Origin of the sequence: Actinokineospora fastidiosa (assembly GCF_014648415.1) — a bacterium.
GTDB classification, from domain to species: domain Bacteria; phylum Actinomycetota; class Actinomycetes; order Mycobacteriales; family Pseudonocardiaceae; genus Actinokineospora; species Actinokineospora fastidiosa.
In genome coordinates this window covers 1,135,229-1,159,446 of the sequence record NZ_BMRB01000001.1, presented here as the reverse complement: position 1 = coordinate 1,159,446, position 24,218 = coordinate 1,135,229, and the positions used below count along the sequence as shown (strand labels likewise).

The 24,218-nt window shown below is 72.4% G+C and carries 23 protein-coding genes and 1 tRNA gene; 12 read left to right on the top strand and 12 right to left on the bottom strand.

Annotation, left to right across the window (positions count from 1 at the left end; genetic code table 11):
- Window positions 1-149: 149 nt before the first annotated feature.
- The 5 genes from IEY98_RS05470 to IEY98_RS05450 all read left to right on the top strand — a co-directional run bounded on the left by IEY98_RS05470 (window position 150) and on the right by IEY98_RS05450 (window position 4,592).
- Window positions 150-938, top strand: a complete 789-nt coding sequence (locus IEY98_RS05470) for a lysozyme (protein WP_189209140.1) — start codon at window positions 150-152, stop codon at window positions 936-938.
- A gap of 168 nt (window positions 939-1,106) precedes the next feature.
- Window positions 1,107-1,625, top strand: a complete 519-nt coding sequence (locus tag IEY98_RS05465) for a WXG100 family type VII secretion target (RefSeq protein ID WP_189209139.1) — start codon at window positions 1,107-1,109, stop codon at window positions 1,623-1,625.
- Entirely contained in the window at window positions 1,625-2,422 is a 798-nt protein-coding gene (locus tag IEY98_RS05460) for an ESX secretion-associated protein EspG (RefSeq protein ID WP_189209138.1), read from the top strand. The genes IEY98_RS05465 and IEY98_RS05460 overlap by 1 nt, the downstream gene beginning before the upstream one ends.
- Complete coding sequence (locus tag IEY98_RS05455; RefSeq protein ID WP_189209137.1) at window positions 2,419-3,774, top strand: esterase/lipase family protein; 1,356 nt, start codon at window positions 2,419-2,421, stop codon at window positions 3,772-3,774. The genes IEY98_RS05460 and IEY98_RS05455 overlap by 4 nt, the downstream gene beginning before the upstream one ends.
- A complete protein-coding gene (locus tag IEY98_RS05450; protein WP_189209136.1) occupies window positions 3,771-4,592 on the top strand; it encodes a hypothetical protein in 822 nt (273 codons plus the stop codon). Before IEY98_RS05455 ends, IEY98_RS05450 begins: the two co-directional genes overlap by 4 nt.
- 27 nt (window positions 4,593-4,619) lie before the next feature.
- Here the strand turns inward: IEY98_RS05450 and purL are convergent, their stop codons facing one another.
- From purL to purS, 3 genes are read right to left on the bottom strand one after another with little or no spacing between them, the layout of a single operon-like run.
- Complete coding sequence (gene purL, locus IEY98_RS05445; protein ID WP_189209135.1) at window positions 4,620-6,893, bottom strand: phosphoribosylformylglycinamidine synthase subunit PurL; 2,274 nt, start codon at window positions 6,891-6,893, stop codon at window positions 4,620-4,622.
- Window positions 6,890-7,561, bottom strand: coding sequence for a phosphoribosylformylglycinamidine synthase subunit PurQ (gene purQ / locus IEY98_RS05440; RefSeq protein WP_189209134.1), 672 nt, complete (start codon window positions 7,559-7,561; stop codon window positions 6,890-6,892). The genes purL and purQ overlap by 4 nt, the downstream gene beginning before the upstream one ends.
- The gene (gene purS, locus IEY98_RS05435; protein WP_189209133.1) at window positions 7,558-7,797 is read right to left on the bottom strand and encodes a phosphoribosylformylglycinamidine synthase subunit PurS; all 240 of its coding nucleotides are present in this window, start codon (window positions 7,795-7,797) and stop codon (window positions 7,558-7,560) included. The genes purQ and purS overlap by 4 nt, the downstream gene beginning before the upstream one ends.
- Before the next feature lie 148 nt (window positions 7,798-7,945).
- Between purS and IEY98_RS05430 the strand changes: the two genes are divergently transcribed.
- Window positions 7,946-8,923 (top strand): NAD-dependent epimerase/dehydratase family protein, encoded by a 978-nt coding sequence (locus IEY98_RS05430; protein WP_189209132.1) that lies wholly within the window; start codon window positions 7,946-7,948, stop codon window positions 8,921-8,923.
- Window positions 8,920-9,441, top strand: a complete 522-nt coding sequence (locus IEY98_RS05425) for a GNAT family N-acetyltransferase (RefSeq protein WP_229786608.1) — start codon at window positions 8,920-8,922, stop codon at window positions 9,439-9,441. The genes IEY98_RS05430 and IEY98_RS05425 overlap by 4 nt, the downstream gene beginning before the upstream one ends.
- 47 nt (window positions 9,442-9,488) lie before the next feature.
- Here the strand turns inward: IEY98_RS05425 and IEY98_RS05420 are convergent, their stop codons facing one another.
- A complete protein-coding gene (locus IEY98_RS05420; protein WP_189209131.1) occupies window positions 9,489-11,312 on the bottom strand; it encodes an acyl-CoA dehydrogenase in 1,824 nt (607 codons plus the stop codon).
- A 105-nt stretch (window positions 11,313-11,417) separates the two neighbouring features.
- Window positions 11,418-12,134, bottom strand: a complete 717-nt coding sequence (locus IEY98_RS05415) for a response regulator transcription factor (protein ID WP_189209130.1) — start codon at window positions 12,132-12,134, stop codon at window positions 11,418-11,420.
- Window positions 12,135-12,436: 302 nt separating this feature from the next.
- Between IEY98_RS05415 and IEY98_RS05410 the strand changes: the two genes are divergently transcribed.
- Window positions 12,437-12,889, top strand: coding sequence for a hypothetical protein (locus IEY98_RS05410; protein WP_189209129.1), 453 nt, complete (start codon window positions 12,437-12,439; stop codon window positions 12,887-12,889).
- 264 nt (window positions 12,890-13,153) lie between these two features.
- Here IEY98_RS05410 and IEY98_RS05405 read toward each other — a convergent pair.
- A tRNA-Gly gene (locus IEY98_RS05405) sits at window positions 13,154-13,227 on the bottom strand.
- Window positions 13,228-13,295: 68 nt separating this feature from the next.
- On the opposite strand from IEY98_RS05405, the gene dcd reads away from it, so the two are divergent.
- Window positions 13,296-13,877: a dCTP deaminase gene (gene dcd, locus IEY98_RS05400; protein WP_189209128.1), complete on the top strand. Its 582-nt coding sequence runs from the start codon at window positions 13,296-13,298 to the stop codon at window positions 13,875-13,877.
- 66 nt (window positions 13,878-13,943) lie between these two features.
- Entirely contained in the window at window positions 13,944-16,127 is a 2,184-nt protein-coding gene (locus IEY98_RS05395; RefSeq protein WP_229786606.1) for an esterase-like activity of phytase family protein, read from the top strand.
- Between the two features lie 4 nt (window positions 16,128-16,131).
- On the opposite strand, the gene IEY98_RS05390 is transcribed toward IEY98_RS05395, so the two are convergent.
- A complete protein-coding gene (locus tag IEY98_RS05390) occupies window positions 16,132-16,935 on the bottom strand; it encodes a DUF1206 domain-containing protein (protein WP_229786604.1) in 804 nt (267 codons plus the stop codon).
- Between the two features lie 115 nt (window positions 16,936-17,050).
- Between IEY98_RS05390 and IEY98_RS05385 the strand changes: the two genes are divergently transcribed.
- Window positions 17,051-17,326, top strand: coding sequence for a GlsB/YeaQ/YmgE family stress response membrane protein (locus tag IEY98_RS05385; RefSeq protein ID WP_189209127.1), 276 nt, complete (start codon window positions 17,051-17,053; stop codon window positions 17,324-17,326).
- Window positions 17,327-17,359: 33 nt separating this feature from the next.
- Here IEY98_RS05385 and IEY98_RS05380 read toward each other — a convergent pair whose 3' ends face one another.
- The 3 genes from IEY98_RS05380 to IEY98_RS05370 are packed head-to-tail and all read right to left on the bottom strand — an operon-like array spanning window position 17,360 to window position 21,349.
- Window positions 17,360-19,171, bottom strand: coding sequence for a VanW family protein (locus IEY98_RS05380; protein WP_189209126.1), 1,812 nt, complete (start codon window positions 19,169-19,171; stop codon window positions 17,360-17,362).
- 36 nt (window positions 19,172-19,207) lie between these two features.
- Window positions 19,208-19,528: a GroES family chaperonin gene (locus IEY98_RS05375; protein ID WP_189209125.1), complete on the bottom strand. Its 321-nt coding sequence runs from the start codon at window positions 19,526-19,528 to the stop codon at window positions 19,208-19,210.
- 9 nt (window positions 19,529-19,537) lie between these two features.
- Window positions 19,538-21,349: an NHL domain-containing thioredoxin family protein gene (locus IEY98_RS05370; protein WP_229786757.1), complete on the bottom strand. Its 1,812-nt coding sequence runs from the start codon at window positions 21,347-21,349 to the stop codon at window positions 19,538-19,540.
- A gap of 85 nt (window positions 21,350-21,434) precedes the next feature.
- Here IEY98_RS05370 and IEY98_RS05365 point away from each other — a divergent pair, with 85 nt between their 5' ends.
- Window positions 21,435-22,238 carry an SAM hydrolase/SAM-dependent halogenase family protein gene (locus tag IEY98_RS05365; protein ID WP_189209123.1) on the top strand — a complete coding sequence of 268 codons (804 nt, stop codon included), beginning with the start codon at window positions 21,435-21,437 and terminating at the stop codon, window positions 22,236-22,238.
- Here the strand turns inward: IEY98_RS05365 and IEY98_RS05360 are convergent, their stop codons facing one another.
- Both IEY98_RS05360 and IEY98_RS05355 read right to left on the bottom strand, forming a co-directional pair.
- Window positions 22,239-23,003, bottom strand: a complete 765-nt coding sequence (locus tag IEY98_RS05360) for an ESX secretion-associated protein EspG (RefSeq protein WP_189209122.1) — start codon at window positions 23,001-23,003, stop codon at window positions 22,239-22,241.
- Window positions 23,000-24,211 (bottom strand): hypothetical protein, encoded by a 1,212-nt coding sequence (locus tag IEY98_RS05355; RefSeq protein WP_189209121.1) that lies wholly within the window; start codon window positions 24,209-24,211, stop codon window positions 23,000-23,002. Before IEY98_RS05355 ends, IEY98_RS05360 begins: the two co-directional genes overlap by 4 nt.
- Window positions 24,212-24,218: the final 7 nt, after the last annotated feature.

Sequence of the window (24,218 nt, the reverse complement as noted above, 5' to 3'; positions counted from 1 at the left end):
ACCGGACGAGGTCCGCGCGCCCCTCGGCCGTCCGGTTATCAATTCACGCGAAAGCGTGACTTTTGGGTGGTTAATCAAGCACACTGGGTACTCGGGCGGCTACCTCCGGTTAGCCGCCCGCGTGAGGGCACTCGGAAGGGGCATCAACGATGAAGTCCTTGTTAGTGACGTCCGCACTAGTGCTGTCCACCCTGGTCGCGTCCCCTGCCGCGGCCGAGAGCGTCCTGGCCCAGGACCACCCGATGGGCTCCCAGATCCGCAAGCACGAAGGCGGCGACCGCAACGCGCGCAAGGCGCCGCCGGACCCGGGCGTGCAGGCGACGGTCGCGGGCATCGACGTCTCCGGCTGGCAGGGCAACGTCGACTGGGCGTACTGGTGGAACCAGGGCAAGCGATTCGCTTACGTGAAGGCAACCGAGGGCACGACGTACCGCAACCCGTACTTCGCGCAGCAGTACAACGGCTCCTACAACATCGGGATGATCCGGGGCGCGTACCACTTCGCGCTGCCCGACCGGTCGTCCGGCGCCACCCAGGCGCACTTCTTCGTCGACAACGGCGGCGGCTGGTCCCGCGACGGCAAGACCCTGCCGGGCGTGGCCGATCTGGAGTACAACCCGTACGGCGCGACCTGCTACGGCAAGACGCAGGCGCAGATGGCGGCGTGGATCGCCGACTTCAGCAACACCTACCGCGCCCGCACGGGCCGCGACGCCGTCTTCTACACCAGCACCAGCTGGTGGTCGCAGTGCGTCGGGACGGCGGCGCGGTTCGCCCACTCCAACCCGCTGTGGATCGCGCGCTACTCCTCGTCGGTGGGCACGCTTCCCTACAACTGGACGGTGTGGACGTTCTGGCAGTACACCTCGTCCCCGATCGATCAGAACTACTTCAACGGCGCCTACGACCGGCTGCAGGTGCTGGCCAACGGCGGCTGACCGCTGGACCGGCGGACCGACGGCGGGGCCGGGGCAGCCCCGCCGTCGGTCTGTCACGCGGCCCTGTCGCGAGACCCCAGTCACAAGACCCTGTCACGAGCGGGAACCGAACCCTCACGGGCCGCGTCTACCGTGCGTACCGACGGCCCGCCCGCTGGGGGTAAGGACATGGCGTTCTACGGCGACCCGGATGAGCTCGACCGCATCGCCACGCGCATCGAGCAGCGCGCGACCGAGATCCGCGACCACGGCACCTCGATGCTGACCCAGGCCGAGGCGATGCGCTGGAAGTCCATCGCCGCCGACCGGTGCCGGGAGACCGTCGCCAACGACCGCGCCGCCCTCGACGGCACCGCGGAGAAGTTCGACGCCGCCGCGGCGATCCTGCGCCAGCACGCCCAGGAGGTCCGCGAGCTGATCGCGGCCATCAAGCGGATCGCCGAGAGCGTCGTGAACTGGTTCAACGGCGCGATCGAGCGGTTCAACCAGGCGGTCGACGCCTTCAAGAACGCGGTCAAGGACATCGCCGACGGCATCGGCGACGCGCTGGGCTTCGGCGGCGACGCGCCGTCCCCGCCGCGGCCGCCGTGGGAGGGTTGGCGCTACCAGCCGGACAACCTGCCGCCGCCGGGCGACAAGGAGTGGCTGGAGGTCGGCAGGTTCATGCAGGCGCAGGGAGTGGCGTGATGGCCGCGTTGACCGCCGCGCACCGGCTGGTGCTGACGGCCGCCGAGTACGCCCACCTCGTGGGCGAGCTGGGCATGAGCATGCCGCCGGACTGGGCGCCCGCGCCGGACGTCACCACCGGGGCCGAGGCCGAGGCGCTGGCCGCGCGCGACATCGTCGTCGACGGCCGGGTGCACCCCTCCGTCGCGGCGAACCTGCGGGTGCTCAGCGGGCCGCAGATCATGTTCGACACCACGGCGACGATCAGCACCCGGGGGTCGCGCAGCCTGCACGCCATCGCCGGTCGGCTGGGCGCGTCGCTGTTCCTGCTGCCCGACGCCGCCGTCGAGCTGTCGATGTTCCAGGCGACCGACCTCGGCCGCGAGCTCGTCCGCGCGGTGCCCGCCGAGGAGCGCGGCGGCATCGGCTCCGCGCTCGACGCCGAGGAGGCCGAGCCGCTGCGCGGACGTGTGCCGCTGCGGGCCCTGCACGAGCTGGGCGTCGCCGAACTGCTGCGCGAGGCCGACCCGGAGGCCCCCGGCCACGTGCTCTCCGAGCTGAACCTGCCCGCCGATGAGGCCCGGTTCGCCACCGCCGTGCTGCGGCGCGCCGACGGCGTCCTGCACTGCCTGGTGACCGCGCTGATCGGCGAGGGCGTGCGGACCGCGCGGCTGACGTGGCTGCACAGCGACACCGGCTGGGTGGGCATCCGCCCGGCCCCCACGGGCGCCGACCGCGAGCTGGTGGACCTGGAGCCCGTCGCCCGGGAGGATTTCGGGGTCTGGCTGGCCCCCTTCGTGTCGGAGGCGCTGTCATGACCGGACCCGGGGTGACCAACCTGACCGTCGAGGGCGGCGCGGGCGGCACCGAGGCGCAGTACGAGGACCTCGCCGCGCTCGGCGACCTGACCGACGACGTCGCTGGCGAGACGCTGACCATCGCGATGGCCTCCCACGGCCACCTGGTGGACCCGAACGTCGTCGCCTCCGCCCTGCTCAACCCGGGCGGGGTGGCCCGGTTCGAGGCCGCGATGCTCGGCGCGCTCGACGGGCCGAGCGGGCTGACGGCGACCTCGGCCGCGATCGGCCTGCGCGGGCTGACCCTGCAGGCGACCAACCAGGCCTACCAGCTCGCCGACGACATCAACGCCAAGGCGCTGGAGGCCAGCCGCTGGCTGATGGGCGCGGCGGCGACGACGCTGCCCGGCCTCGCGGTCACCGGCGGGACGGCCGCCCTGATCGCCGCCGACATCATGCTGAACTACGACGGCGACGCCCAGCGCTGGCTGGTCGAGCACCCCGGCATGATCGACACCGTGCTGGGCATGGCCCCGGGCACGCTGAGCGCGCTCGGCCTGCCCACCGACATGGCCACGCTGACCGACCTGGCCGCGGCGGCCTACCCCGACGGCGACCCCGCGCTGGACCCGCCCTACGGGCAGCCGCCGGTCATCGACCAGAGCGTGCACGGCACCACCCCGCCGGACGGGCTCGGCGACCTGCTGGACGGCCTCGACCACCGCAACGAGACCGACGCCAACATCGACGTCAAGAAGGTCGTCGGACCGGACGGCACGGTCTCCTACATCGTCGACATCCCCGGCACCAAGGTGTGGAACCTGCCGGGCGGGGACCAGGGCAGCGCCAACGACTTCGGCACCAACGTCGACGCCATGGCGGGCAACGAGACCGTGCTGCAGGAGGGCATCGAGGAGGCCCTGCGCGCGGCGGGCGTGCCGTCGGACGCGCCGATCATGCTGGTCGGGCACAGCCAGGGCGGCATCGTCGCCGCGCAGGCGGCGGGCAACCTCGCCAACCCGGAGACCGGCGCCCCCTACAACGTCACGCACGTGGTGACGGCGGGCTCGCCGGTGGGCAACATCGACGTGCCCGACAACGTGCAGGTGCTCTCCCTGGAGAACAGCGGCGACATCGTGCCCCACCTCGACGCCAGGGACAACCCGGCCAGCGACAACCGCACGACCGTCACCTTCGACAACCAGACCGGGACCGCGGGCGGCAACCACGGCATCGGCGGGAACTACACCGACGCCGCGCGCCAGCTCGACCAGAGCGACGACCCCTCGGTGCGGCGGTTCATCGACAGCGCGGGCGGCTTCTTCGGCGGCCAGGAGGTCACGACCTACGAGTACACGGTGTCCCGCAAGTGATCCGCCGCGTCGCCGCCGGTCTCGCGGTGCTGCTGGCGGCCGCGGGCTGCTCGGACGAGCCCGAGCCGGTGCCCGTCGCCGAGGACTTCAGCGACACCGTGACCAGCCTGCTGCGCGCGGTCGACGGCGGCGCGACGCCGAGTTTCGGCGCGGAGACGTGCGGCGCGTGGCCCGCCACGCCCGACCAGGTCATCACCTGGGCCGACGCGACGCTGACCGGCGTCGCCCCCGAGCGGCTGCGCGCGGCGGCGGTCGCCGCGGGCTGGCAGCCCCAGACCGCCGACGGCGTCGACCTCGCCCTGGTCGGACCGCACGACGTGCTGCTCGCGCTGACCGGGGAGACCGTGCGCGCGGAACGGCCCAACTGCACCAAGTCCGGGGACTCGCGGCGGCTCGACCACAACGACTTCACCCGGCCGGACCCGACCGAGGCCCAGGCGCGGGCGGTGGCCGACGGTCAGGAGCGGGCCGCGCGGACCGCGGCGGCGATCAGGGGGATCATCGGGCTGGGCGGACGGGCGGCGGACGAGCCCGCGCTGGCCAACTGCGGCGGCGCGGGGCCGCGCGGCGTCACCTGGACCATGCGGGACACCGCGAAACTGCCCGCCAGGACCAATCTCCCCGCGGTTCTGTCCCAAATGGACGAGGAGCTGCGGTCGGCAGGCTGGACGACACAGTCCACACCGGACGGCATGACGGCGACCGGCGACGGCCTCACCGCGACGATCACCGCGCGGCACTCCTCGATCGAGGGCGACCCGAGCCCGTTCCTGCTGGAGATCCGGCCCGGCGAGTGCGTGCCCGTCACCGGGTCGTAGCGCGCGCCACGACCCGGTGACCGGGGCTCAGCCGAACAGGGCCGGGAGCGTGGCCTCCCACGCCGACCGCAGCTCGGGCAGCGGCAGCACGCCGACGCCCTGGATCTCCAGCGCGCCGGACTCCGGGTCCACCACGCCGGTCTTGCGCCACGGCAGCCCGCGCGCGGTGCACATGTCGGTGAACCGCAGCTCCTCGGTGCGCGGCACCGCGACCAGCACGCGCCCGGCCGACTCGCTGAACAGCTGGACGAACGGGTCGGCGTCCGGGTCGAGGAAGACCCGCGCGCCGGTCTCGCCGATCAGGCAGGCCTCCACCAGCGCCTGCGCGAGGCCGCCGTCGGACAGGTCGTGCGCCGCGGAGACCATGCCGTCGCGCGAGCCCGCGACCAGGACCTCGGCCAGCAGCTTCTCCCTGGCCAGGTCCACCTTCGGCGGCAGGCCGCCGAGGTGGCCGTGGATCTCGTGCGCCCACTCCGAGCCGTTGAACTCGTCGCGGGTCTCGCCGAGCAGCAGCAGCGTCTCGCCTGCCTCCGCGCCGATGCCGGTGGGGATGCGGCGGCGGACGTCGTCGATCACGCCGAGCACGCCGACGACCGGGGTCGGCAGGATCGCCGTGGTGCCGGTCTGGTTGTAGAAGCTGACGTTGCCGCCCGTCACCGGGATGCCCAGCTCCTTGCAGCCCTCGGCCAGGCCCTTCACCGCCTGTTCGAACTGCCACATGACCGCGGGGTCCTCCGGCGAGCCGAAGTTCAGGCAGTTGGTGACCGCCAGCGGCATCGCGCCGGTGACCGCGACGTTGCGGTACGCCTCGGCCAGCGCGAGCTGCGTGCCGGTGTACGGGTCGAGCTTGACGAAGCGGCCGTTGCAGTCGGTGGCCAGGGCCACGCCGCGGCCCGTCCGCTCGTCGATGCGGATCATGCCGCCGTCGGAGGGCTGGGCGAGCACGGTGCCGCCGCGCACGTAGCGGTCGTACTGCTCGGTGACCCAGCGCCGCGACGCCAGGTTGGGCGCGCCCGCCATGCGCAGGACCAGCTCGCGCAGCTCGTCCGGGGTGGACGGGCGGGGGAGCCGGTCGCTGGTGTCGGCCTGCAGCGCGTCCTGGAAGTCCGGGCGGGCGATCGGCCGGGCGTACATCGGGCCCTCGTGCGCCACGGTGCGCGGCGGCACGTCGACCACGGTCTCGCCGTGCCAGGTGATGACCAGCCGGTCGCCGTCGGTGACCTCGCCGATCACCGTGGCGATGACGTCCCACTTGGCGCAGACGGCCATGAACGCGTCCACGTTGGCGGGCTCGACGACCGCGCACATGCGCTCCTGCGACTCGCTGGAGAGCACCTCCGCGGGCGTCATGCCGGTGGCGCGCAGCGGCACCTTGTCCAGCTCGACGCGCATGCCGCCGTCACCGGCGCTGGCCAGCTCGCTGGTCGCGCAGGACAGGCCAGCGCCGCCGAGGTCCTGGATGCCGACGACGATGCCCGCCTGGAACAGCTCAAGGCAGCACTCGATCAGCACCTTCTCGGTGAAGGGGTCGCCGACCTGGACGGCGGGGAGCTTCTTGCGCCCCGTGCCGCCCTCCTCGCCGGAGAACGTCTCGCTCGCCAGCACCGACACGCCGCCGATGCCGTCGAGGCCGGTGCGCGCGCCGAACAGGATGACCTTGTTGCCCACGCCGGAGGCGTGCGCCAAGTGCAGGTCCTCGGTGCGCATCGCGCCCACGCACAGCGCGTTGACCAGCGGGTTGCCCTGGTAGCTTGCGTCGAACACGACCTCGCCGCCGATGTTGGGCAGGCCGAGGCTGTTGCCGTAGCCGCCGATGCCCGCCACGACACCGGGGAGCACGCGCTTGGTGTCGGGGTGGTCGGGCGCGCCGAAGCGCAGCGGGTCCATCACGGCCAGCGGGCGCGCGCCCATCGCCATGATGTCGCGCACGATGCCGCCCACGCCGGTGGCCGCGCCCTGGTAGGGCTCCACATAGGACGGGTGGTTGTGCGACTCCAGCTTGAAGGTGACCGCCCAGCCGTCGCCGATGTCGACCACGCCCGCGTTCTCGCCGATGCCCGCCAGCATCTTGGCCTGCATCTCCGGGGTGGTGTTGTCCTTCCAGTGCTTCCAGTGGATCTTGGAGGACTTGTAGGAGCAGTGCTCGCTCCACATCACCGAGTACATCGCCAGCTCGGCGTCGGTGGGACGGCGGCCGAGGATCTCCCGGATGCGGGCGTACTCGTCGTCCTTGAGGCCCAGCTCGCGGTAGGGCTGGCTCTGGTCCGGGGTGCTCGCGGCCTGCTCGACGGTGTCGGTCACGCCGTCACCACCGCGTCGAGCAGGGACAGGAAGATGCCCAGGCCGTCGTCGGAGGGGCCGGTGAGCGCGTCGATGGCGTGCTCGGGGTGCGGCATGAGGCCCACGATGCGGCCGCTCGGGTCGCTGATGCCCGCGATGTCGTCCAGCGAGCCGTTGGGGTTGGCGCCGACGTAGCGGAACACCACGCGGCCCTCGCCCTCCAGCTCGGCGACGGTCTCGGCGTCGGCGGTGTAGCGGCCGTCCATGTTCTTGATCGGGATGATGATCTCCGCGCCCTGCTCGTAGCGCGACGACCACGCGGTGGTGTTGTTCTCCACGCGCAGCCACTGGTCGCGGCAGACGAAGTGCAGCCCGGCGTTGCGCAGCAGCGCGCCCGGCAGCAGACCGGCCTCGCAGAGCACCTGGAAGCCGTTGCAGATGCCCAGCACCGGCATGCCCTTGCGGGCTGCGTCGACGACCTCGCCCATGACCGGCGCGAACCGGGCGATCGCGCCCGCGCGCAGGTAGTCGCCGTAGGAGAAGCCGCCGGGCAGGATCACCGCGTCGACCCCGCGCAGGTCGGCGTCGCCGTGCCAGAGCGCGACGGCCTCACCGCCCGCGGCGGTGATGGCGCGCAGCGTGTCGCTGTCGTCGAGGGTTCCGGGGAAGGTGACCGCGCCGATCCTCACGACTCCACCCGCCGCACGACGAAGTCCTCCACCACCGGGTTCGACAGGAAACCCTCGGCGATCTTGGCGAGCGTGGCGTCGTCGACGGAGTCGTCGACCTCCAGCTCGAAGTGCTTGCCCTGGCGGACATCGGACACGCCGGAGAACCCGAGGCGGGGCAGGGCGCGGGCCACCGCCTGTCCCTGGGGGTCGAGGATTTCCGGCTTGGGCATGACGTCGACGACGACTCGGGCCACGGCAGGCTACTCCTGGGGTGCGGGGGCCGGTACTGTCAAATCGTACCTGACCTGCGTATTCATCAACTCGGCCGGTGAGCCCGGCCACCTTGTTCGCCCGCGGCGAGCAGGGCTGGCGGCCGGGCGGGCCGCGGAGTTGGGTGGGCGCATGCGAATCCTCATCCTGGGCGGAACCCGCTTCGTCGGCCACACGACGGCCGCCGCGGCCGTGGCGGGCGGCCACGACGTCGTCTGCGCCGCGCGCGGCGAGTCGGGCGCGGTCCCCGACGGCGCCCGCCTCGTCAAGGTCGACCGCGACCAGCCCGACGGCCTCGCCCCGCTGGCGGGCGAGTCGTTCGACGCGGTGGTCGACGTCGCCCCGATCTCCCACACCTGGGTCCGGCGGGCGCTGGACGCCTTCGGGTCCGTCGGGCACTGGACCTTCGTCTCGTCCATCAGCGTCTACGCCCACCCCGACCGCGTCGACGACGTCCTGCTGCCCCCGCGCCAGGAGCACTTCGACCGCTCCAAGGTGCTGCAGGACCCGGAGGCGTACGGCTCGATCAAGGTCGCCAGCGAGAACGCGGTCCTGGAGACCATGGGCGACCGCGCGTTCATCGTCCGGGCGGGTCTGATCACCGGACCCGGCGACCCGTTCGACCGCTTCGGCTACTGGCCCATGCGCCTGCACCGCGGCGGCCGCGTCGCCGTGCCCGACGTCGACCAGCTCACCCAGATCATCGACGTCGGCGACCTGGCCGCGTGGATCGTGGACGCGGCCGAGCGGGGCACCACGGGCGTCTACGACGGCATCGGCCCCGCTGCGCCCCTGCTGGACGTGCTGCGCACCGTCGCGGACGCGGTCGGCTCGGACGCCGAGCTGGTCCGGGTGCCGGAGTCCGTGCTGACCGAGCACGACATCGCCCCCTGGGCGGGCCCGCGCTCGCTGCCGCTGTGGCTGCCCGCCTCCCACCGGGGGATGAGCGCCCGGGACGCTGGCCCGGCGCTGGCCGCGGGCCTGACGCCGCGGCCGCTGGCCGAGTCGGCGGTGCGGGCGCTGGAGCACGAGAAGGCCCTCGGCCTCGACCGCGAGCGCAAGGCGGGCCTGCCCGCCGACGCCGAGGCCGAGCTCCTCGCCGCGCTGTGACGCTGATCCGCCGGGCGGCGCCCGACGACGTCCAGGGCATCGCCGAGACGCACGTGCTCGGCTGGCGGCACGGCTACGTCGGGCTGCTGCCCCAGCCCGTCCTCGACGGCCTGCGGCCCGAGCAGCGGGTTCCCCGGTGGGCGCTGGCCGTCGCGGACGCGGACTGGCCGCGCCGGGGCGCCCTCGTCGCCGACGACGGCGACGGGATCGCGGGCTTCGCCCACCTCCGCCCGACCGGCGACGAGGACGCCGTCCCGGCGACGACCGGCGAGGTCGCGTCGTTCTACGTCCGCCCGGACACCTGGCGGCGCGGCGTCGGCAGCCTGCTGATGGCCGCCGCCCTGGCCTGCTTCCGGGAGGCGGGCTTCACGACCGCGACCCTCTGGGTGCAGGAGGGCAACGAGCGCGCCATGGCGTTCTACGCCCGCTGCGGCTTCGCCCCCGACGGCGCGGCCAAACCCGACGTCGTGGGCGGGCTGGAGATCCGCGAACTGCGCTACCGGCAGGCGCTGACATAGCGAAACGGCGGCGACCCCGGAGGGAGTCGCCGCCGTTCGGCGTCAAATCAGAACGCGGCTTCGTCGACGTCCATGATGTCGTTGTCGGCAGCCTCGACGATCTTGCGGGCGCCCGCCAGCTCCGGCAGGACGTTCTTGGCGAAGAACGACGCCACGGCGACCTTGCCCTCGTAGAACGCCTTGTCCTTGCCGGACGCGCCCGCGTCCAGCGCGGCCAGGGCGATCTCGGCCTGGCGCTGCAGCTGCCAGCCCACCAGCAGGTCGCCGGTGGCCATCAGCAGGCGCACGGTGTGCTGGCCGACCTTGTAGAGGTTGCGCACGTCCTCCTGCGCCGAGGTCAGCGCGCCGATCAGCGAGCCCAGCATGGCCTGGACGTCCTCAAGGGCCTGCTTCAGCAGCTCGCGCTCCTGCTTGAAGCGGCCGTTGCCGCCCTCGGCCTCCAGGAACTTGGTGATCTCCCCGGCGATGTAGGTCAGCGCCTGGCCCTTGTCGCGGACGATCTTGCGGAAGAAGAAGTCCATCGACTGGATCGCCGTGGTGCCCTCGTACAGCGAGTCGATCTTCGCGTCGCGGATGTACTGCTCGATCGGGTAGTCCTGCAGGAAGCCGGAGCCGCCCAGGATCTGCAGCGACTGCACCAGCTGCTCGGTGGCCCGCTCGGAGCCGACGCCCTTGACGATCGGCAGCAGCAGGTCGTTGACCCGCTCGGCGAGCTTCAGGTCGCCGTCGCCGGTCCACACCTGGTCCTGGAAGGACGCCGTGTAGAGGTACACCGCGCGCAGGCCCTCGGCGTACGCCTTCTGCAGCATCAGGCTGCGGCGCACCTCGGGGTGGTGGGTGATGGTGACCCGGGGGGCGGTCTTGTCCAGCATCTGGGTCAGGTCCGCGCCCTGCACGCGCTCCTTGGCGTACTCCAGCGCGTTGAGGTAGCCGGTCGACAGCGTGCCGATGGCCTTGGTGCCCACCATCATCCGGGCGTACTCGATGACCTGGAACATCTGCGCGATGCCGTCGTGCACCTCGCCGAGCAGCCAGCCCTTGGCCGGGGTGCCGTGCACGCCGAAGGACAGCTCGCAGGTCGTGGAGACCTTCAGGCCCATCTTGTGCTCGACGTTGGTGACGAAGGCGCCGTTGCGCTCGCCCAGCTCACCGGTGTTGGTGTCGAAGTGGTACTTGGGGACCAGGAACAGGCTCAGGCCCTTGGTGCCCGGCCCGGCGCCCTCGGGGCGGGCCAGCACCAGGTGCATGATGTTCTCGGTCATGTCCTGGTCGGCCGAGGTGATGAACCGCTTCACGCCCTCGATGTGCCAGGAGCCGTCGTCCTGCTTGACCGCCTTGGTGCGGCCCGCGCCGACGTCGGAGCCCGCGTCGGGCTCGGTGAGCACCATCGTCGCGCCCCAGGCGCGATCGATCATGATCTGCGCCCAGCGCTTCTGCTCCTCGGTGCCGTTCTTGTGCAGGATCATGGCGAAGTTCGGGCCGGCCAGGTACATGAACAGCGCCGGGTTCGCGCCCAGGATCAGCTCGGCCGCCGCCCACTGCACGGTGGGGGGCATGCCCAGGCCGCCGAGGTCGTTGGTCAGGCCGAGCCGCCACCACTCGCCGTCCCACAGCGCCTGGTAGGACTTCTTGAACGACTCTGGCAGCGTCGCCGAGAAGGTCTTCGGGTCGTACACCGGGGGGTTGCGGTCGGCGTCGGCGAAGGAGTCGGCCAGCGGGCCGACGGCCAGCTTGTTCAGCTCGGCCAGCACGCCGCGCGCGGTCTCCTCGTCGGCGTCGGCCAGCACACCCTTGCCCAGGCGCTCTTGAACCTTCAGCACCTCGAACAGGTTGAACTCGAGGTCGCGGACGTTGCTCTTGTAGTGACCCATGTCTGTTGCTCCGTGTCCTCACGAGCGGGCGTGCTACTCACCGGTAACAACAGGATATTACTAGGCGGTAACCCGAGCAAGTGGTGAGCATTTTCGTGCCTGCCGTCACGTGCCCGTGCGCGGCTGCACCGGCTGCTTGTTCGTGCCGATGGTGAGGACCCCCGAGCGGAACGCGACGGCGACGGCGTGGGTGCGGTCCCGCGCCGAGAGCTTGCGCAGGATGCTCTTGACGTGGGTGCGGACCGTCTCGACGGACACGTAGAGGATCTTGGCGATCGCCTGGTTCTCCAGGCCGTCGGCGATGAGCTGCAGGACCTGGAACTCGCGCCGGGACAGCGGCTGGGTGGTGTCGGACAGCCAGGCCAGCTTGGCCCTCGGCGCGGCCACCGTCTGGGCCAGGGCGGGGTCGACGTAGCGGCGGTCGCGGTGCAGCCCGAGCATGGCCTCGACGATCTGCGGGGGCTCCGCCGAGCGCAGGATGACCCCGTGCACGCCGGAGGCCAGGGCCGTGGCGACGTAATGCGTGGTGCGGTGGGCGTCTCTGACCATGATCAGCACGGTTAACTCGGGATGGCCCGCCGTCAGCATGTGGCTGAGGTGGTGCCGGGGGTCGAGGCCGGAGTCGATCATCGCGATGTTCGGCCGGAACCGCTCGACCATGGCCACCGCGCCCTGCGGGGTGTCGGTCGCGCCGAGCCAGCGCAGTCCCGGCGTGCGCATGACCAGCGCCGACAGGCCCTCGCGGAACACGGGCACGCCGTCGACCAGCGCGATGCCCAGGCCCGCCTGCCCGACGGGTCGCGGGATGGAGGTGCGCGGCATACGTGACCCTTCGTTCAATTACGCGTCCTGTTAGAGCGACGTGACAAGCGGCAAGCCGTGACGTGCTCGGCGGGGATGAGGTCCAAGTCACCCGAACAGCCCAAAGATTGTGATCTGGATTACATCCTTTGCCTGTGTCATCGTGGGCGGACGGTGGCACGTGTCACCCGCACGAGGAATACCGAGCAGTAGGTGCGGGATTGGGTAGGAAGGACCGCCCGTCCGGGATAGGGTCGCGGTAGCTCTGGAGTGACCGTCCGACTGCGGTGCGTACGCGGAGTGTTCGAGGAGAGGGGCTGCCGGTGGAACCAGGCGCCGTACGCAACGCCGACGGGTGGTTCCGCCTCATGGTCGAGACCGACCTCGCCCCCGGTCTGCGCGCGCTGGGCTTGTCCGGCAGCGACCGCCACTACCGCATGGTCACCGACACCCACCGCGCCGAGATCTCCATTGTCCAGGCCCCTGCGCGACCCGACACCACCAGGTTTACCCTCTCCCTCGGCGTCACCCCGACCGACGAGTGGACGGCCCAGCGCCGCATCCGCCCGTACCTCGCCCACTCCCAACCCGGCTGGCGCGTCCCGATCGGCCAGGTGGTCCTGGTCGGCTCCGGCGTCCCCATCGGCGACCTGTGGTGGCAGGTCCGCGCAGGCCGCCCGTTCGGCTCGATCTCCCAGGAGATCCTGAACCTGGTCAAGGAATTCGCCCTGCCAGCCATGCAGGCCCAGATCCGAGCGCGGACAACCGGCGGCTGACCAACGCCCGACCCGAGCGACCCGGCCCTCGGACGTTCACCTTCGGTCTGTGGACGGACAACGCGCGCGACCTTTCGTCGCCCACCCGCGGGCCGCGAAGTTCCGACACGCCTCATCCGGCCCCTCGCAGTTTCCAGCGGCCACAGTGGCGAACTGCGCTCTGCGGGGATGGCCGCCCCTGGTCGAGGAGCCGCACGAGGCGGACACGGGAAAGGGGCGCCTCCCTGATCGGGTGGCACCCCTGCTGACCTGCATAAACCGTTCTGGAGCGGATGACGGGAATCGAACCCGCGTTCTCAGCTTGGGAAGCTGATGTTCTACCATTGAACTACATCCGCATGATCAAGCTCGATGAGAGCATACACCGTCCCGAAGGCCGCGCTCGCGACCGGGTTAGTGTGTCTGCGTGCTGCTCAGCGACCGCGACCTCCGCAAGGAACTCGACTCCGGCAGGCTCCGGGTGGAGCCGCTGGACCCGGCGATGGTGCAGCCGTCCAGCATCGACGTGCGCCTCGACCGGTTCTTCCGGGTCTTCAACAACACCCGCTACACCCACATCGATCCGCAGCAGCAGCAGGACGACCTGACCTCGCTGGTCGAGGCCGAGGGTGACGAGCCCTTCGTGCTGCACCCCGGCGAGTTCGTGCTCGGGTCGACGTTCGAGGCGGTCACGCTGCCCGACGACCTGGCCGGGCGGCTGGAGGGCAAGTCCTCGCTCGGGCGGCTCGGGCTGCTGACGCACTCGACCGCCGGGTTCATCGACCCCGGCTTCACCGGCCACATCACGCTGGAGCTGTCCAACGTGGCGAACCTGCCGATCACGCTCTGGCCGGGCATGAAGATCGGCCAGCTGTGCCTGTTCCAGCTCTCCTCCGCCGCCGAGTTCCCGTACGGCTCGAAGGAGGCGGGCTCGCGGTACCAGGGCCAGCGCGGGCCGACGCCGTCGCGGGCGTACCGCAACTTCCACCGGGTGGACACGCGTCGCTAGGCGTTCACCTCGGGGACGTGTTCGTCGGCTACAAAGCGCGGCACATACCCCGAGGTAGGAGGCCCAGTGGCGGTCCGGTTATGCGCTGGCGCGCTCGCGTGCGCGGCGACGTTCTCCCTGGTGAGCCCGGCGGCCGCCGCGGCTCCCGAGTGGTTCCAGCGGGTGGGCACCATGCCCGTGTACCTCAACAGCTCGCCCGATGAGCACACCGCCGCCGAGATCGCCGCGGCCACGCCGGACGGCAGCACCGTCGTCTACACCGACTCCCCGGCCGGGCGGATCGGCTTCGCCTCGCTGCGCGGCGGGCGGCTGAGCCCCGACGGCGTGCTGGACATGCCCGGCGAGCCGACGTCGGTCGACATCGTGGGCGGGCACGCGCTCGTCGCGGTCAACACCTCCGCGTCATACACCGAGCCGTCCGGGCTGTTGGTGGTCGTGGACCTGCGCACCCGCGCCGAGGTGGCCCGGCACGAGCTCGGCGGGCAGCCGGACTCCATCGACATCGCCCCGGACGGGCGCCGCGCCGCCATCGCCGTCGAGAACGAGCGGGACGAGGACGTCGCTGACGGCGCGCTCCCGCAGGCCCCAGCGGGCTTCCTGGCCGTCGTGGACCTCGTCGGCGCGCCCCGGGCGTGGACGGTCCGGCGGGTCGGGCTGACCGGGATCGCCGAGGTCGCGCCGTCGGACCCGGAGCCGGAGTACGTGAGCGTCAACGCGCGCAACCAGGCCGCGGTGACGCTGCAGGAGAACAACCACATCGTCATCGTCGACCTGCCGACCGGGCGGATCGTCCGGCACTTCTCGGCGGGCAGCGTGACCGTCGCGGGCGTGGACACCGAGGACGACGGCGTGATCGACCCGTTGGGGACGATCACCGCCGCGCGCGAGCCGGACGCCATCGCCTGGCTGGACGAGCGCTACCTGGGCACCGCCGACGAGGGCGACTACGTCGGCGGCTCCCGGACGTGGACGGTGTTCGACTCCCGCGACGGCGCGGTCGTGCACTCCTCGGGCAACGAGCTGCAGCGGATCGCCGTCAACCAGGGCCAGTACCCCGACGGCCGCTCGGACAACAAGGGCGTCGAGCCGGAGGGCCTGGCCGTGGCCGCCTTCGGCCGCGACCGCTACGCCTTCGTCGGCATGGAGCGGGCCAACCTGGTCGCCGTCTACGACATCGCCGACCCGCGCCGCCCGCGGTTCGTGCAGGCGCTGCCGACCGGCGTCGGCCCCGAGGGCCTGCTGCCCATCCCGGCGACGCGCACGCTGGTCGTCTCCGCGGAGGAGGACTCGGCCGAAGACGGCGTGCGCTCCTCGCTCAGCGCCTACCGGCTGACCCGCTCGCCGATGTCCGTGGCGGTCGCCCAGAACCGGGCGGCCCCGTCAATCGTCTCCGACGGCATCGGCTTCGGCGCGCTGTCCGGCCTGTCGGCCGTCCCCGGCAACCACCGCGACGTCGTCGCCGTCACCGACTCCGCCTACAGCCCGACCCGCGTGCTGACCGTCGACACCCTGGCCGTCCCGGCGAAGGTCCGCGCCGAGCTGACCGTCACCCGCGACGGCGCTCCCGTCGGCTACGACGCCGAGGGCATCGCCGCCAGGGCAGGCGGCGGCTACTGGATCGCCGCCGAGGGCGACGGCAAGAAGCGGCCGAACCTGCTGGTCGAGGTCGCCGCCGACGGCGCGGTCGTCCGCGAGGTCGCGCTGCCCGCCGCCGTCGCGGCGACCGCGACCGGCAGCGGCTTCGAGGGCGTCGCCGTGGCCGGGGAGCACGTCTGGCTGGCCGTGCAGCGCGAGTGGAAGGCCGACCGGCCGGGCGAGGCCACGCTGGCCCGCTACACCCCCGCCACCGGCGAGTGGGCCTTCGCCGCCTACCCGCTCGACACCGCGGCGACCGGCTGGGTCGGCCTGTCCGAGCTGACCGCCGCCGACGACCGCACGCTCCTGGTCCTCGAACGAGACAACCAGCGCGGCGACACGGCTGCGGTCAAGAAGGTCTACCGGGTCGACATCGGCCGCCTGGCCCCGGTGCGGGCGGGCGAGCCCAAGCCCGTGGTCGGCAAGCGCCTGGTCCGCGACCTGCTGCCCGCCCTCACCGCGGGCGGCGCGGCCGCGCACGACAAGCCGGAGGGCCTGGCGCTCGTCGGCACCGGCCCGGTCCGCAGGCTGGTCGGCGCGGTGGACAACGACGGCCTCGACGACGCGCCCGGCGAGTCGGTCTTCCTGCGGCTGGGCTGGTTCGCCCGGTTCTGACCCGTCAGGTCCGGTGGGCCCGCGCGGCGGCGAAGCAGTAGGCGCCGAACGCGGCGAAGCCGACGGCCATGACCGACAGCAGGACCATCCCGTAGGGCTGGGCGGCCAGGGTGCGCAGGGCGGTGTCGAAGCCGCCCGCCTCGCCCGGGTTCGCCGTCAGCGCCGCGGCCCCGATGAGGCCGCCGACGATGGCGATGGCCACGCCCTTGGCGATGTGGCCGACCCTGCCGATCCGCCGCACCCAGCGCTGGGTGCCGGTCGGCAGGTCGGTCGCGTCGAGGTCGCGCATGAACGAGCCGCGGACGCCGGTCACCACGCCCGCCACCCCCACGGCGATGACGATCGCGGCCACGGCGCCCACGATGACCGGGCCCGCGGGCAGGTCCAGCACCACCGCCGTCCACTCGCGCTGCTTCTGGTCGCCGCTGCCCGCGCCGCCGCCGGTCGCGAGCTTCACCGCGACGATGCCCAGCGAGACGCCGGTGCCCGCGCGGACGGCGGCGCCGAGGCGCTTGCGCGTGCGCTTGAGCTCCTTGCCGACCCACCGGAAGCCCATCGCCGCCTCCATCGCCTGCCAGAGCGCGAACGCGAACAGCCCGGCGGCCAGCACCCACATCAGCGCCAGCCCCGCGCCGGTCGAGGCGATCTCGGCCAGCGCGCCGCTGGTGTCGGTCTCGCCGCTGCGGGCCCCGGCCACGACCCGGACGGCCAGGTAGGCCAGCACCACGTAGATCGCGCCGTAGCAGACCATGCCCGCCCGGCCCAGCCACTGCACCGGTCTGGACCGGTGCGCCCGCTCCGCGTCCACCGCCGCCCTCCGCTCACTCGATCAGGTGACACCGCTGGTGAGGACGTGTCCCTCACCGGGCACACCCAAACGTCCGGTGCCAGTCTGGTGATCGGCAACAGACAGGAGGAGCGGTATGGGAATCGGCGGCATCATCAGCGCGATCATCGTGGGCGCGATCCTGGGCATCCTCGGCCGGGCCATCGCCAGGGGTGAGCAGAAGATCCCCTGGTGGCTGACCATCCTCACCGGTATCGCGGCCGCGTTCATCGGCACGCTGCTGGCCAAGCCGTTCGGCTGGGACGACACCAAGGGCATCGACTTCCTGGAGATCGTGCTCCAGGTCATCGTCGCCGTGATCGCGGTGACCCTGGTCGCGAGCCTCTGGGCGAAGATGAGGTCCCGCGCCTAGCGCACGGCCCCCGGTTCCGACCGGGGGCCGTCCTCAGTTCTGCGGCGGGCAGACGATCTTCGGCTGCGGGTTGTAGCGGACCGTGCGGGTGTCGCGGCGGATCTCGGCGCCGGAGAGGCTCTTGATGATCCGGGTGTCGGTGACGGTGAACCCGGGCGCGCCGTTGGAGGCCTTGCAGTTCTCCTTCGGCCCCTCCTTCTCCGACGGCGGGGTCTCGTTCGTGCGCGGCCCGGTGACCGACTCGACGATGTAGCGCTTGGTCCCCCACAGCCGGACGGTGATCGACGACGGCGTCCAGATCGTCTGGATGGCGACGCCGGTCTCCGCGTCGTTGGTGAACCGCAGGTCGATGACGCTGCTGCCGTCGGCGTTCTGGAACACCGTCGCCTCGCGCGCGGCGGGGTAGCGGCTGATGTAGTAGCTGTGCTCCTGGTGCCCGGCGTCCACCATGCCCGCGAAGTACGCGGCGTTGTAGAGCGTCGTGGCGAACTGGGAGATGCCGCCGCCGACCGCGCGGCCGGGCGCGCCGTCCTGGATGATGCCCGCCCCGACGTAGCCCTGGGCCTCGGTGCGCGGGCCGGTGTGGCCGTTGAGGCTGAACGTCTCGCCCGGCTTGACGATCGCGCCGTCCACCTCGCCCGCGACCACCCGGATGTTGACGCCGGAGTCGGCGGCGAAGTTGCGCGTGGTGAACTCGCCGATGACCTCCTTGATGCCGAGGTTCTTGGCCTCCTCGGTGGTCACCTTGGCCGGGGTCTTGGCGTACTCGACCGTGATCTCGCGGCCCTCGGTCTTCTTGAGCACGTCGAGCAGCTTGGCGAAGGCCACGTCGTACTTGATGCCCCGCCCCTCCACCGACGGCGTGACCGTGGGCTTGCCGCCCTCGAACACGATCTCGGCGTCCTTGCCCTCCTGCTCGGTCTCGGCGAGCTGGGGCTTGACCGCGTCGGTGATCTTCTTCAGGTCCAGCTTGGGGGTGAGCCCGCCGCCGTCGGCCGGGGCGAACGTCAGCGCGCCCGCGATGACCTCGGGCTTGATGGTGGCGTTCTTGCCCTCGCCCTTGACCACGACCGGCCCGGACACCGCGGGCTTGGCGACCTGCTCCAGCGCCGCGGCCACGCCCTCCGGCGTCGTCTTGACCGGGGTGTGCTCGACCGGCAGGTCCAGCTTCCGCCCGCTGGCCCAGCCGTCGACGATGGTCTCGCGCGCGCCGTCGACCTTGAGCTCCTGGCCGGGGATCGGGTCGACCGGGACCGGCTGGGCGCCGCTGAAGGTGATGGCGCCCTCGACCGGGTCCTTCGCCGTGTCGGCGACCAGCTTCTCCATGGCCGCGTCGAGCTTGGCGTCGTCGGTCGCGGTCACCACGCCGACCTCGCGGGTGCTGAAGAACGAGCCGATGCGGGTGAACGGGTTGAGCGGCTGGTCGCCCGCCTGCTCGAGGGTGGCCGTCCAGTCCAGCGTGAGGCCCGCGGCGGCCGGGTCGAGCTTGTGCTCGACCGTGCCCGCCTGCAGGGCGATCGGCTCGGACAGCCGGGGCTCGATCTCCTGCCGCAGGGCCGCCTCGGCGTCCTCGCGCGACATGCCGCCCACGTCCACGCCTGCGACGGTGACCCCGCGCGGGACGGAACCGCCGCTCACCAGCAGGTCGATGCCGTAGAGCAGGACGAGAGCGCCGAAGACCGCGCCCGCGATCAGGGCGGGTTTGCGGAGGTTGCGCTTCTTGGGCTCACCCACAGGGGTGATGCGTTGAGTAGCCGCGTCGGCGCCCACGACGGGCAGCAGATCGGTCTGCTCCGCGTGGGACACCGGCCACTGGTGGTGGCCCGGCCGGTGGCGGTCCTGCACGACTACCCCTTCCCCCTCAACAAGCCGCGGTTCTCATCACAGGTACAGCCCGGTCCCGTGCTCGGTGCGCTCGCTCGCGATGGCGTGCACGTCCCGCTCGCGGATCACCAGGTAGGTGCGCCCCTGGATCTCGACTTCCATCTGGTCCTCCGGGTTGAACAGCACCCGGTCGGACACCTTGACGTGGCGGACGCTCGTGCCCACCCCGAGCACGTCGCCCCAGGACAGCCGCTTGGCCATCTGGGCCGTCGCCGGGATGACGATGCCGCCGCTGCTGCGCCGTTCGCCTTCCTCGGGGGTGAGCTGCACGAGCACGCGGTCGTGCAGCAGCTGGATCTCGAGCTTCAGTTCCGGCACCGGCGAATCCTAACCGCCTGCTGAATCGTGCTTTTCCAGGGACGCCTCGTCCAGCCCGCCCATGACGAGCGGAAGGCGGGCCACACCCTCACGGGTGACCCGAACGGGCACTCCCCAATCCTGTCGGATGAGGTGGCACGCGCCGTGCTCGGCGTCGTCGGAGTCACAGGCCGCGGCCTGCGCCACGACGTGCAGCACGCCCTCCGTGCCGCTGACGACCAGCCTGCGGGTGAGGTCCGTGCCCACGCCCGCGCCCTCTTTCAGCAGCTCAGGCGGGGACGAGGTGACCTCGAGGCGGGTGCTGGGGCCGTAGCGGTCGTCGAGCTTCTGGCCCGGTGGCGGGGTGAAGACCACGACCAGCTCGACCTCGCCGTCGGCGATGTCGGACGTCGGCCTGCGCACCTGGTGGGCGTCGCCGGAGACCAGCCGCGCGGCGGGCACCGGCCGCTCCAGGCGGTGGGCGGCGGAGGACACCACGACGAGCTCGCCGTCGACCAGCACCGCCCCGGACGGCTCGGCCAACCCGGTGGCCAGCGTGCTGACCTCGTCCGTCGCGGGGTCGTAGCGGCGGATGGCGCCGTTGTAGGTGTCGGCGACAGCGACCGAGCCGTCCGGCAGCGCGGTCACGCCCAGCGGGTGCTGCAACAGCGCCTGCCCCGCCGGGCCGTCCCGGTGGCCGAAGTCGAACAGCCCCGCGCCGACGGCGGTGTGCACGGTCCGGTCGGGCTCGATCCAGCGCAGCGCCGAGGTCTCGGAGTCGACCAGCCAGAGCCGGTCGGCGGTGGCGGCCAGCCCAGAGGTCTGGGCGAAGAACGCCTCGTCGGCCGGTCCGTCGAGCAGACCCTCCACCGTCGTGCCCGCGAACCGGCTGACCTGGCCGTTCACCGGGTCGAAGAGGCCGATCGTGTGATTGCCCGCCATGGCGATGACGACCCCGCCGGCTGGCTCCCACCAGGCGACGTCCCACGGGCTGGTGAGGTCGATGTCGGTGGCCGGGCCGTCGGTGGCGCCGTCCCGCCACTGCTCGCCGGTGCCCGCGACCGTGGTCACCACGCCCGTGCGGGTGTCGAGTCCGCGCAGGAGGTGGTTGACGGTGTCGGCGACGACCACGTCGTACCCCACCTGCTCGGCGATGCGCGCGGGCAGGACCGTCAGGCCGGAGGGCTCGGAGAAGGTGGGCTCGACGCCGTCCCGACGCCCCCGCTCGCCAGTGCCGAACGCGCGGGTGAGCGCGCCGTCGACCAACTCCACGATCCGGTGATGGGCGGTGTCGGCGACCAGCAGCTTCCCGTCGTGGGCGACGGCCTTCGCCGGGAACCGCAACTCCGACTCGGCGGGCGGCGGCGGCACATACGGCCCGTCCCCGCGATGGAGCGTGCCCTTGGCGTCGTGCTCGGCGACGACCTCCCGGATGACCCGCCGCAACGCCTCCGCATGCCCCTCCCCGGCGGCGACGTGCACGACGTACCCCTCGGGATCGACCACGACCAACGTCGGCCACGCCTTGACCGCGTACGCCTGCCAGGTGGTCAACTCGGGATCGTCCAGCACGGGATGCCGCACGTCATACCGCTCGACCGCCGCCCGCAGAGCCGCCTCATCCGCCTCATGCACGAACTTCGGCGAGTGCACCCCGACCGTCACCAGGACATCGCCGAACTCCTCCTCGACGGGCCGCAGCTCGTCGAGGACGTGCAGGCAGTTGATGCAGCAGAACGTCCAGAAGTCGAGCAGCAGGACCTTGCCGCGGAAATCGGCCAGGCGCAGGTCCGTGCCCCCGGTGTTCAGCCATCCGCGTCCGACGAGCTCCGGAGCCCGCACCTTGACCAGCTTCGTCACGTGGGGAGTGAACACCACCGGTTCGGGGTGCTGTTCCCGGTGTCCGCATTTCGGGACACTGCTCGGCATGGCCTACGACTGGATCTCCTTCACCACCGACTACGGCCTGGCGGACGGCTTCCCGGCCATCTGCGAGGGTGTGATCGCCCGGATAGCGCCGAACGCGCGCGTGCTGCACGTGACGCACCATGTGCCCGCGCAGGATGTGCGGCGGGGGGCCGAGGTGCTGGCGCAGGCGGTGCCCTACCTGCCGCCGGGGGTGCACCTGGCCGTGGTGGATCCCGGGGTGGGGACCGCGCGGCGGGCGGTCGCGGTGGCGACGCTGGGCGGGGTGCTGGTCGGGCCGGACAACGGTCTGCTGGTGCCCGCGGCGGAGGCGCTGGGCGGGATGGTGGCCGCCGTCGAGCTGACCGAGCACCGGCTGGAGCCGGTGTCACCGACGTTCCACGGCCGGGACGTGTTCGCGCCCGCGGCCGCGCACCTGGCGCTCGGGCGGCCGCTGGGCGAGCTGGGGCCGGAGGTCGACCCGGGCGCGCTGGTCCGGCTGCCCGCGCCGGTGACCTCCGCCGTGCCGGGGCGGCTGACCACGGAGGTGCTGGGCGCGGACGGGTTCGGCAACGTGCAGCTGGCGGCCGTCGGGCCGGACCTGGCCACCGCCGGGGCGGCGCCGGGGTCCGGCGTGCACGTGGAGATCGGCGGGCGGTCGGTGGAGGCCGTCGTCGGGCGCACCTTCGGCGACGTCGCCGCGGGCGCTGCCGTAGTGCTGCTGGACTCCGCGGGGCGGGTCGCTGTGGCGGTCAACGGCGGATCGGCGCAGGCGGTGTTCGGCGGGCGGGCCGGGGACCGCGCCGTCGTGCTGGTCGAGCGGTGATCACACCTCGTCGAGCAGTTCCCAGACGCTGGCGATGATCCGCGCGTTGTCGGCTGGCGTGATCGTGCTCCACATGCGACCGTCGTTCGCCGGGCGCGCCAGGTACAGGTAGCGACCGTCCACAGTGTCATGGAACGCGACGACCCGCTTGGCGCGGGCGCGGCGCTGGTCCCGCTGCGCGCGTTCGGCGCCGAACTGGCCGCGCACGCCCATGCCGCCCACCATCGCGGCGAGCGACTGCGCGTCGCTGAACGACAGGTCGCGCTCGGCCAGGATGGTCACCAGCTTCTGCGCGTCACCGCCGCTGCGCGCGTCGGCGTCCGTCAGCACGTCCGTCGGCAGGCTGACCGAGCGACCGGGTCCGGCAGGCGTCTCGCCCGCGATGGACACCGCCGCGTCGGCCAGGGCGGTGGCCCTGGCCGGGATCAGCCAGACCTCGCCCCGGTCGATCGCGCCCAGGATTGCCTGGTTGCCGTTGGCCGCGGCCAGCGCCGCGATCTCCCGGTCGGTCCACACCCAGGAGTCGACGCAGACCTGCGGGTAGGCCAGCAGCGCGAGCCGGTCGGCCAGCTCGGGCACGGCCCGGCCGCCCTTGGCCAGCCCGCGCGCCGCGAGGCCGTCGAAGGCCTGCTCCACCAGCCGCGCGCGCTCGCTGTGCGTCGTGCCCGGGCTGGGCACGTCGAGCGCGACGTGCTTGGCGGGCAGGCGCTCGGCCTCCCAGAGCACGTCGAACTCCAGCGCCGAGAGGACCAGCGTCCCGCTCAATCGTCGTCCTCGCCGCCGAGCACCTTGTCGATGACCAGCCGGTCGTCGCCGAACACGTCGTCGGAGTCGATGCCGTACTTGCGCACGTGCTCCTCGTCGTCCTCGCCGGGCGCGGTCGCCGCGGCGGGCGACATCAGCGACGACCCCGACTTGGCCCCGCCGCCGCCGAGCCGCTCGGCCGCCCGCGCGGCCCTGGCCTGCTCGTCGGGCACGTCCGCGGCGACGCCCATCGCCCGGCCGCCCGGACCGCCCGGGGTGGCGCCGCGGACCACCCGGTCCTTCGGCAGCGACGCGCCCGCGAGCGCCCCGCCCGCCGTCGCGCCCGTGATCCCGGTGACCATGCTCGCGTCGGCGATCAGGCCCACCGGGAACACCGGCCGGGCCAGGCCGGGACCCGGGTTGGCGGGCAGGCCGTTCGGCGTCGGCGGGATGGGCCCGATGCCCGCGCTGCGGCCGGGCAGCGGGTTCTGCGAGTTGCCGCCTCCGCCGCCGGGCGGGTTGGCGCCGTTGTACCCGGGCTCGCCGGGACCGGGGCCGAATGGGGTCGACGTGCCGCCCTGCACGGGCCCGGACCCGCCGATCGGGGTGTAGCTGCTCTGCACGCCGTCGAAGCCCTGCGCGGAGGTCATGCCGTGCCGGTCGACCGGCTGCGTCACCAGCCCCATCCCGGGCGGCACCGGCAGCGACACGTGGTTGTCCAGCGCGGACTGACTGCCCCGCTGGTAGTCGTTGAGGGACCCGATGGCCTGATTGCGCGCGGCCTGCGTCTCCTGCACCTTCTGCGCGTTGTCCGTCGTATGCCCGAACGCCCCCGCGAACCGATCCCACCCGTTGAGCTGTGTGGGCCCCCGCAACTGATCCGACCCGGGCGCGGAGTTGCGAGTGTGGGAGAAGGTGTCGCCCTGCTGGTTCACCCCACCCGCCGACTTCGCCACCTTGGGCACGGCGTCCTCGGCGTAGATGCTCGCCTTCTGCGTCTCCTCATGCCCCTGGTCGGACGCGGCCCCCTGCCACTCGACCCCGATCTTCGCCAGCTCCCGCCGCAACGTCATGTCGGTCTCCGCCAACGCCTTGGCGATATCGACGAGCGCGTCGACGGCCCGGTGCAGGGACTCCGCCCCTTGCCCACCGCGCAGACCATCGATCTCGGCAGCCAGCTGCTCGTTGCTGAACCCCTCGAACCGGATGTCGCTCAGACTGCTGGTCATCTCCCGC